This window comes from Mesorhizobium sp. P5_C1 (assembly GCF_054049815.1).
Genome location: NZ_JBFULQ010000334.1, coordinates 1 through 6,237, shown reverse-complemented (window position 1 = coordinate 6,237; position 6,237 = coordinate 1). Strand labels below are relative to the sequence as shown.

Here is a 6,237-nt window from a genome sequence, read left to right as displayed (position 1 = left end):
AGCTGTGGCCAAAGCACGCAGTCCCAGCAACTCGGTACCAATTCCTGATCAGATGTCAGAAAATTATTCTACCCATGGTCGAAAAATAGCAATCGACAAAGTCTACAAGTTTTATAGATTAACCGGCGAGACGGAGGTCGATATGTCCTATATCCAGAACGCCCAGACGGATCGCAGCAGCCAGCGGCTGGTCAACGCCCAGGCCTTTCGTCCGGCCTATGCCGGTGCTTTCGCCTATATCGTCTTTGCCCTTGCGTTCGTGTTCACCGGGGCAGTTGTTCTGGGCCTCATTCCCTGAGTCGTCAGATCGACCGGGACTAGCCGCCCACGCTTTCAGGCAATCGGAGTTGAATGAACCGGATCCTCGGTGCGCTTTCGCGCGGCTGGGATTCGAATTTCACAGCATCAGTGATTCCAGAGATGGAGGAGATGGCAATGCCGATCGAGTTCACGCATGTCCCCAGCAAGACCGCCGACGCCGCTGTTCCCTTTTTCTACGACTTTGCCGAGACCGCGACCAAGCTCGGGCTGATCGAGGATGGCGGCTTCAGAAAGATCGTCGTCGACGATTCGGCCGGGCTGTTGACCAATATGGATCTTGCAGCCCAGGTGCTGGACCGGACGTCGTCGCTGGAAGTCGTGCTCACCCACTGGGCGGGCGTGGTCGAACCGACGGTGGCGGCGCGGCAGCTGGCGTCGATCGACAGGAAGAGCGGCGGACGGCTGGCGCTCAGGATGATCAGCGAACCGCTGAACGACGACGATGCCGAAACGCGGCCGGTCGGGCACACGGTCATCTGGCAGCACATCGACGAATATCTAGTGCTGTTGAAGCGGCTGTGGTCGAACGACCGGCCGTTCGACCATGAAGGCGCATTCTACAGCATCAAGGGCGGTTATGTGCCGCGCAAGGGTCCGCACGGCGCCGATCTCGTCATCCGCATGGGCGGGCAGTCCGGAACGGCGCTCAAGGTGGCCGGTCGGCATGCTGATGTCTTCGAACTGGCGCCAGGCTCGATCGACGAGGTCCGGCAGCTGATGGAGCGCGTGCGGGGCGCCGCAGCCGAACATGGCCGAGCCGGCAAGCTTCGCTTTGCGCTTCCGGTCAGGATTCACCGGGGCGCTTCCGCCGCCGGCCACAAGGCGGTCGATGTTGTCGGGCCGTCGGCCCAGGCGGCCCTGTCACTACTGGCCTATGCAGCTCTCGGGATCGATGAATTCATGATTGTCGGCGTCGACACGCCGCGCGAGATTGCAACGGCCGGCCGTGAAACGATCGCCCTGCTGCGCAATTCGCTGGCGCGTCGTGAGGCGGAGGTGCCGCAGCCCGGTGCATATGCGCCGCGCGTGCCGCAAGTGGTGCGTGCAGCGGGCTGAGCAAGCGCCCTTGGCATCAACCTGTCGCGCCACTCAGCCGCGACAGGCCTTCGATGACGGCGGCAGATTCCGCCAGCGCGCCAAAGACGCCGTCCTCGACCGTCACCATATGAAGCGCTGCCTCATGGGCCTTTTGATCGCCGCTGGCACAGGCATCGGAAATCGTCAGGCACTGAAAGTTGCGGTCGCAGGCCTCGCGCAGCGTGGTGTGGACGCAGACATCCGTCGTGCAGCCGGTAAACATCAGATGTGTGATGCCTTGCGCGCGCAGCACAAGCTCGAAATCCGTATAGGTGAAGGCGCTGTTGCAGGTCTTGTCTACGATAATGTCCTGCGGCGCGACGTCGATCTCTGGAACGATCTGAAACCCCGGGCCTGAACGAAGCAGGATCTCGGTGCCTTCGAGACCGGCGCGCTTGCGGCGCCATTTCTCGTAAAGCGTCATGTCGGCCATGTCAGCCCGATAACCCTGCCTCGTGTGGATGATCCTGACACCGGCCTTGCGGGCGGCGGCGATCAGCCGGCCCACGGTCGGCAGGATCGCCCTCAGCGGCGAGGGGTCATATCCCTGCCTGGCAAAATAGCCCGTCGTCGACAGGAAATCCTGCTGCAGGTCGATGACGACAAGCGCGGTGTTTTCGGCGACCAGCCTGCCGTCATAAGGGAAGTCGAAGGGCGTCGCCTTGATCATCTTTGGCTCCCGGTTTTTGGGCCGGCACCATAGCACTTTGCAACAACGCGACGACACCAGATGCCGGCGGCGCGGATCCGAATTTCGCGCCGATATTGACGGTCGCGACCAATTATTGATCGTTACACTCACCTTCAATGTTGACTAGCAATATCATGTTTTATAATTAACCTGGCATCGGCCTGCCGACAACCAGTATCTGGAATTGCGGCGGCCGTACTGGAGAAGAGCCATGACCGTGGCTGGAATTGATGCCCAGACGGCCTTCCACATCGACGCGGTGCGCTTTGCTGTCGGCGAGCGGACGCTGCTCGCTCCGGTTTCGCTCGATCTGGAGGGCCTTCGACAGCAATGGAATTGACCTTGCCGCACGATCTGTCGCCATGGGGCATGTTCATGGCGGCCGATATCATCGTCAAGGCGGTGATGATCGGGCTGGCCTTCGCCTCCCTCGTCACCTGGACGGTATGGCTGGCCAAATCGCTGGAGATTTTCGCCGGCAAGCTGCGCATCCGTCATGCCGTACGGGCGATCAGCGATGCCGCCACCTTGAAGCAGGCCAGCCGTGCGCTCGACTGCAGCAGCGGCCCCGGCGCGCTTCTGGCGCGGGTGGCGGAAGAGGAGGTCGCACTCTCGGCCGGAGCGCTCGATCATGTCTCGGGAGACGGGCTGAAGGAACGGGTCACCTCGCGCCTGTCGCGCATCGAGGCGGCGGCGTCACGGCGCATGTCGCGCGGCACCGGCCTGCTGGCGACGATCGGCTCGACCGCGCCATTCGTCGGGTTGTTCGGTACCGTCTGGGGCATCATGAACGCCTTTATCGGCATCTCGCAGGCGCAGACCACCAATCTCGCTGTGGTCGCGCCTGGCATCGCCGAAGCGCTGCTGGCCACGGCGATGGGTCTTGTCGCTGCCATACCGGCTGTCGTCATCTACAACGTCTTTGCGCGCTCGATAGCCGGCTACCGGCAGATCCTCGCCGATGCCTCGGCGGGTGTCGAACGGCTGGTCAGCCGTGACCTCGACTTCCGCACTGTCGCGCCGGCAACGGCGTTGGCTGCGGAATGATGGCGGCGGGCTAGCGGAGCAAGGCGATGGCAAGCAGAATCCGACAGACCATGGACGACGATCTCGAGGAAAGCCACGAGATCAACGTCACCCCGTTCATCGATGTCATCCTGGTGCTGTTGATCATCTTCATGGTCGCCGCACCGCTGGCGACGGTGGATGTCAATGTCGATCTTCCGGGCTCGACCGCTACGCCCGCGCCGCGGCCGGAAACACCGTTGTTCCTGACGCTGAAGGACGATCTGACGCTGGCGATCGGCAACGACAGCGTCCCGCGCCTGGCTTTCGCCGCCACGTTGGACAGCAGGACGAAGGGCGACAAGCAAACGCGCATCTTCCTGCGCGCCGACAAGGCGGTGGCCTATGGCGACCTGATGGAGGCGATGAACCTGCTGCGCGGAGCGGGCTATCTGAAGATTGCGCTGGTCGGCCTGGAAACGGGTCCCGCGGCCGACGCCCCGGCGCCCGCCACCACCAGAGCAGCAGTGCCATGACGCAAGTGGCCGCCTTGCCCTTGGTCGAGTTGTCGCGCTTCAGCCGGCGCGACCTTGGCTTGTGGGCGGGTGCGGCCGCGCTGGTCCTTGGAGCCCATGTCGCGGTCGCCTATGCCGTGCAGACCTTCAGCATGGTTGACGAAGCCGATGGTGGCCCGCCACCGGCCCAGGTGATCGAGATGGCGGCGATGGTGGTGATGCCGGCGGTCGAGGAACAGGTGGCCGTGCTGGACGCGGTGACACCCGATCAGACCGAGCCGACGCCCGARCTGGTCGAGAAGGCACAGCCGGTTGTCGAACAGCGGCAAGTCGTCCCGCCCGATGAGACCGAACCCACCCGGACCGAGGTGGCTGAACAGGTCGACCAGCCGTCGCCGGATGAGGTCGTCCCCGATATTGTCGAGGCCGTCGCACCCGACGGGGCTATTCCATTGCCACAACCCAAGCCGGTCGAGGCCCCCAAGGACAAGAAACCGGTCGAGGCCAAGGCGAAAAAGCCTGTCGACAGACCAAAACCGCGGCCGAGGAAGGAGACGGCGGCGCCGCCGAACACGGCGAGCATCGCCAGCGCCGATGCGAGGCCGGCCGCCAGGACGGCCGCGCCGAAGTCGGCGGAATCGGTATCGCGGTCCGGCGATTCCAGCAAATGGGACTCCCGCCTGGGGGCCTGGATCAAGCGGCACACGCGCTATCCCAGTTCAGCCAAGGCCCGAGGCGTGGAAGGCAAGCCGTATGTCGCCTTCACGGTCGACTCGTCCGGCCGGGTCCTGTCTGCCAGGCTCACCCGTTCCTCCGGGGATGCCGATCTGGACCGTGCTGCGCTCGCCGTGTTGCAAGGCGCCACCGTGCCGGCACCGCCGTCGGAACTTGGCGCGCGCCAAAGCCGCACGGCACCATTCGTGTTCAGCCTGCGCAACTAAGGTCTGTTGATATTCAGATGAGGCCGGCCTGCAAATGCAATCAAGGCCGCAATGGCGGCCGCATCGGACGGCCTGCCCTTGATGATGTTGGCGACCACGGTATCGGCCTGTTCGAACCAGGAGACCATGTCGGCGCTGCCGAGATCTGCGGCGGCTCTTTTCAGCAGCGGCAGCAGGCTTTGCAACGCGCACAGTGTCTCCCAACGGGTCGAACCTGCCGCCGCGCATGCGGCTGGCGCTTGCATGCGGCTACGCTCTCCTTGCGTGAGCGCGATTGTCTTTTGGCTGCGCCTTGGGGTGCAGCGGGTTGCCGCTGAGCTGCGGATGCCTGGCCGGCCGTGCGCCGCGAAGGACGTCGAAGGCTTCGGCATAGGCCATGCCCAGCAGATAGGAGATCATGGGAAAGCGGTTTGCTTCAGCCATCTGCACGAGCTCATTGGTCATCGACGAGATGTATTGAAGACTATCGATCTCCGACTGACGTAAGGATTGGTTTGGCACGTGCTTCTCCTGTCATCTGGTGGAACTCAGGGAACGCGTCACTGACATATTTAGCCGACTAATTAATCGACCGACCCACCGGAGGTGGGCAGTCTGCGGTGTCGATATGGTCATAGATCGGCGCATCGGCGAGGCGAACGAGACCAAGCAAGCGGTTGATCGCCGAATGACCGAGCGCGGCGGTGGGGCACGCCGACGGGCCATGATTGGTCGCCGCAGGCATCATGTTCTGGCCGATATCCCCGGCCTGCGAAAAGAAGACAGTCTGCGTGCCGGCGGCAATCGTCAGCTTCGGAGCGGGGGTCGCTTTCTTGGCCATTTTCATCCCTTCTTGACCCTCATGGGATCCGTTGAAAGACCCTAAAAACGGGGATCCACGACAAGAAAGGTAAGGTCGAAAGAGTTAATGGTTTGTTAAAATTATAGTAAAGCAGCGCGCAAAAGGCGGTCTTGCGACTTATCTTTCCTGGCGGTTAAGTGTAAAATATCGATTTTGTTCAGATGCAGAGTTTGACAATCGTTGGTATGCGCTCTTTTGGTGCATTTTTATTCTTATTTAGCGTAAACAGCGTGGCCGGGAGGGCTTAGCCCGTCCCGGGTGAGGCTGACCACCAGCTGGTCGACGCTCGAATGGCCGAGCCTGACGACATTTTCCATGCTGATGGCGTGCCTCGGGCGGATGTTGGATATGTCGCGCCGCATGATGACGGACACGAATGCCGGCCAAGCCTCGGTCAGAAGCATGGCCTTGCCCGTCAGCGTCGGTTCGGAGATGGGGGCCTATTGCACGGAGATCAGCGACGGCTCGCCAGTCTGGCGGCGGTTGATGCCGCTGAAATAGATCCAGTTCAGACGCAAGTTCGCCTCCCCATGGTGGTTGCCGCGCGCCTGTGCCCATGCCGATCCCCGCCGTTCCGACCGTCCGGTGACCCTTCTGAAGGTGACCAGTTTCGGCTTCGCGCCGCACGAAGGTCACCGATCGCATCAACGGGTCGGGGCGGTGCGGAATCGAAAAAATAGACGAAATAGGTGCCTCCCGCGATCGATGGACTGGGAGGGCGGATCATCTGAGGGAACAGGCTCTCGGAAATTGGCGGCAGGCCACGCCCCCTGGGCTCGGGGACACCGGGATCCCGGTACAGTTCAGCTCCATCGACCCGGAAGTAGTCGCATATCAGCTTGGCGG

The 6,237-nt window shown here is 62.5% G+C and carries 11 protein-coding genes; 7 read left to right on the top strand and 4 right to left on the bottom strand.

Features of this window, described 5'->3' with window-relative positions; all coding sequences use genetic code 11:
• Positions 1–298 (top strand): hypothetical protein (locus tag ACXJ7R_RS22260; protein WP_457153740.1); only part of this gene is annotated, 298 nt, incomplete at its 5' end.
• 137 nt (positions 299–435) lie between these two features.
• Entirely contained in the window at positions 436–1,377 is a 942-nt protein-coding gene (locus tag ACXJ7R_RS22255; protein WP_457153739.1) for an LLM class flavin-dependent oxidoreductase, read from the top strand.
• A gap of 16 nt (positions 1,378–1,393) precedes the next feature.
• On the opposite strand, the gene ACXJ7R_RS22250 is transcribed toward ACXJ7R_RS22255, so the two are convergent.
• Positions 1,394–2,068, bottom strand: coding sequence for a cysteine hydrolase family protein (locus ACXJ7R_RS22250; RefSeq protein WP_457153738.1), 675 nt, complete (start codon positions 2,066–2,068; stop codon positions 1,394–1,396).
• A gap of 232 nt (positions 2,069–2,300) precedes the next feature.
• Here ACXJ7R_RS22250 and ACXJ7R_RS22245 point away from each other — a divergent pair, with 232 nt between their 5' ends.
• The 4 genes from ACXJ7R_RS22245 to ACXJ7R_RS22230 are packed head-to-tail and all read left to right on the top strand — an operon-like array spanning position 2,301 to position 4,550.
• Positions 2,301–2,429, top strand: a complete 129-nt coding sequence (locus ACXJ7R_RS22245) for a hypothetical protein (protein WP_280952795.1) — start codon at positions 2,301–2,303, stop codon at positions 2,427–2,429.
• On the top strand, positions 2,420–3,136 hold the full coding sequence (exbB, locus tag ACXJ7R_RS22240) for a tonB-system energizer ExbB (protein WP_457153737.1): 717 nt from the start codon (positions 2,420–2,422) through the stop codon (positions 3,134–3,136). The genes ACXJ7R_RS22245 and exbB overlap by 10 nt, the downstream gene beginning before the upstream one ends.
• Positions 3,137–3,162: 26 nt before the next feature.
• Positions 3,163–3,630, top strand: coding sequence for a TonB system transport protein ExbD (gene exbD, locus ACXJ7R_RS22235; RefSeq protein ID WP_457153736.1), 468 nt, complete (start codon positions 3,163–3,165; stop codon positions 3,628–3,630).
• Positions 3,627–4,550: a TonB family protein gene (locus ACXJ7R_RS22230; RefSeq protein WP_457153735.1), complete on the top strand. Its 924-nt coding sequence runs from the start codon at positions 3,627–3,629 to the stop codon at positions 4,548–4,550. The genes exbD and ACXJ7R_RS22230 overlap by 4 nt, the downstream gene beginning before the upstream one ends.
• Here the strand turns inward: ACXJ7R_RS22230 and ACXJ7R_RS22225 are convergent.
• From ACXJ7R_RS22225 to ACXJ7R_RS22215, 3 genes are all read right to left on the bottom strand, one after another.
• Entirely contained in the window at positions 4,547–4,735 is a 189-nt protein-coding gene (locus ACXJ7R_RS22225; protein WP_457153734.1) for a hypothetical protein, read from the bottom strand. The genes ACXJ7R_RS22230 and ACXJ7R_RS22225 overlap by 4 nt on opposite strands.
• Before the next feature lie 64 nt (positions 4,736–4,799).
• A complete protein-coding gene (locus ACXJ7R_RS22220; RefSeq protein WP_457153733.1) occupies positions 4,800–5,051 on the bottom strand; it encodes a hypothetical protein in 252 nt (83 codons plus the stop codon).
• A gap of 58 nt (positions 5,052–5,109) precedes the next feature.
• A complete protein-coding gene (locus tag ACXJ7R_RS22215) occupies positions 5,110–5,370 on the bottom strand; it encodes a hypothetical protein (RefSeq protein WP_457153732.1) in 261 nt (86 codons plus the stop codon).
• Positions 5,371–5,751: 381 nt separating this feature from the next.
• Here ACXJ7R_RS22215 and ACXJ7R_RS22210 point away from each other — a divergent pair, with 381 nt between their 5' ends.
• Positions 5,752–5,892 carry a hypothetical protein gene (locus ACXJ7R_RS22210; RefSeq protein WP_457153731.1) on the top strand — a complete coding sequence of 47 codons (141 nt, stop codon included), beginning with the start codon at positions 5,752–5,754 and terminating at the stop codon, positions 5,890–5,892.
• Positions 5,893–6,237: the final 345 nt, after the last annotated feature.